Origin of the sequence: Clostridium sp. UBA3061 (assembly GCF_002367465.1) — a bacterium.
GTDB classification, from domain to species: domain Bacteria; phylum Bacillota; class Clostridia; order Clostridiales; family Clostridiaceae; genus Clostridium_J; species Clostridium_J sulfidigenes.
Map to the genome: position 1 here is coordinate 298509 of NZ_DFCF01000005.1, position 1461 is coordinate 299969.

The window sequence follows — 1461 nt, forward strand, 5'->3', positions numbered from 1 at the left end:
TTGCCACAAAACTCACTCCTTCCTTAATTTCTTAAATATATATATGTGTTTTCATTAATTTTTTCCTTTTTCAATCTTCTAATCACATTATTTAAGGTGTAATTTATATTAAAGCATTAGAATTATTAGTAGAAGTATTAAGTGATAAATGGTTATTGAGACGATGTTTTATTTATATGTTATGGTATAATTTATGAATGTATATAAGTTTGATCAATAATAAAATATACGTTTATTTATAAGGGGGTTAAATAATTATGGCCGGATACATAATTATATCTATATTTTTTGCAATTTTACGTTCAATAAATAGTAGATGGATTAAATTTAAAAAGAGTAAAACTGAAGATTTCAAACATGAAAAAATATTTATGGTTTTAGATAAATTATTTTTAGTTCTTTGCATTTTATCACTTTTGGCTTTTCCTATTTCTTTTATTGCTGGGTGTATTATTGTATTCTTTTTTTAATAATTTAAAAAACATGTTAATTGTAAATTACAATTAACATGTTTAATTAGTTCCTATTACTTACATGATTAAAGATGAAGAGTTATTGCATCCCAAACCGCTCTATTAGTATCCACACTTTTTTCTCCACAATCAATAATATTAGTGCTTCTCACTATATTTTTAATATCTTTACCAGTTACAGCTTTTAAAATGCCTCCAATATATCCGACATCAATATGTCCCACTATTTCGGCCGTTAAGGAAAGTAGAGTTATCTCTATAGCCTTTCCAGTTTGATATTTGTATGTTGCTCGCAGTGTTGCTGCTAACTCTGTAATACCCTTAATACCTTTTAATGCATAGAATTTTTTAAGTTCAGAGTCATTTACAACATGTATAACTTTAGGTGATATACCATAAGTTATTTTATATCCACTCATAATTAGCATTGATCCACCAAACCCAATATCAAAACCAATATCCATAATAATATTCCTCCTAGAATTTAATTTTTTATTTTACTTTAATCGATTAAGTAATTACACTTATATAAAGAGTGATTTAATATTGATTTGTAAACTAATTTGAAAAATTTTTATTTATTTTTTCCTTTTTCAATTTTCATGCACTGATAATAGTGTTTTATATCTTCATTAATAATTTCACTGTACTGAATAACTTCATCTGAATATAAAAACACCTTTATTTCCTCAAGCTTCTTTATATTATCAACTTCGATTAAATAAGTACGTCTTAAAGATTCTTTTCCACTTGAATTAAGATGTAGCTCCTGTTTACCCATTTTCTTTTTAATCTTATTTATCTTACTAGATGCTCTGCTATGGTTTGTTACTCCATATGAATCATCCAAAGAAGGCTTTTTCTTAATGTCCATATACATATCTTTAACCTTCTCTTTCTTATCCTCTAGGTTTTTAATATCTTCTATATCCATATAAGCGTATTGATCTTCTACATCTTCATCATATTTTTCTACATTCATTGAAGC

3 protein-coding genes are annotated in these 1461 nt (G+C 25.8%); 1 reads left to right on the forward strand and 2 read right to left on the reverse strand.

Going from position 1 to position 1461, the window contains the following annotated elements; genetic code table 11:
- Nucleotides 1-257 precede the first annotated feature (257 nt).
- Nucleotides 258-470, forward strand: coding sequence for a hypothetical protein (locus B2P65_RS04515; RefSeq protein ID WP_346847616.1), 213 nt, complete (start codon nt 258-260; stop codon nt 468-470).
- Between the two features lie 68 nt (nt 471-538).
- Here B2P65_RS04515 and B2P65_RS04520 read toward each other — a convergent pair whose 3' ends face one another.
- Both B2P65_RS04520 and B2P65_RS04525 read right to left on the reverse strand, forming a co-directional pair.
- The gene (locus B2P65_RS04520; protein WP_346847617.1) at nt 539-937 is read right to left on the reverse strand and encodes a hypothetical protein; all 399 of its coding nucleotides are present in this window, start codon (nt 935-937) and stop codon (nt 539-541) included.
- Between the two features lie 110 nt (nt 938-1047).
- On the reverse strand, nt 1048-1461 hold a 414-nt coding region (locus B2P65_RS04525; RefSeq protein WP_346879677.1), incomplete at its 5' end, for a hypothetical protein.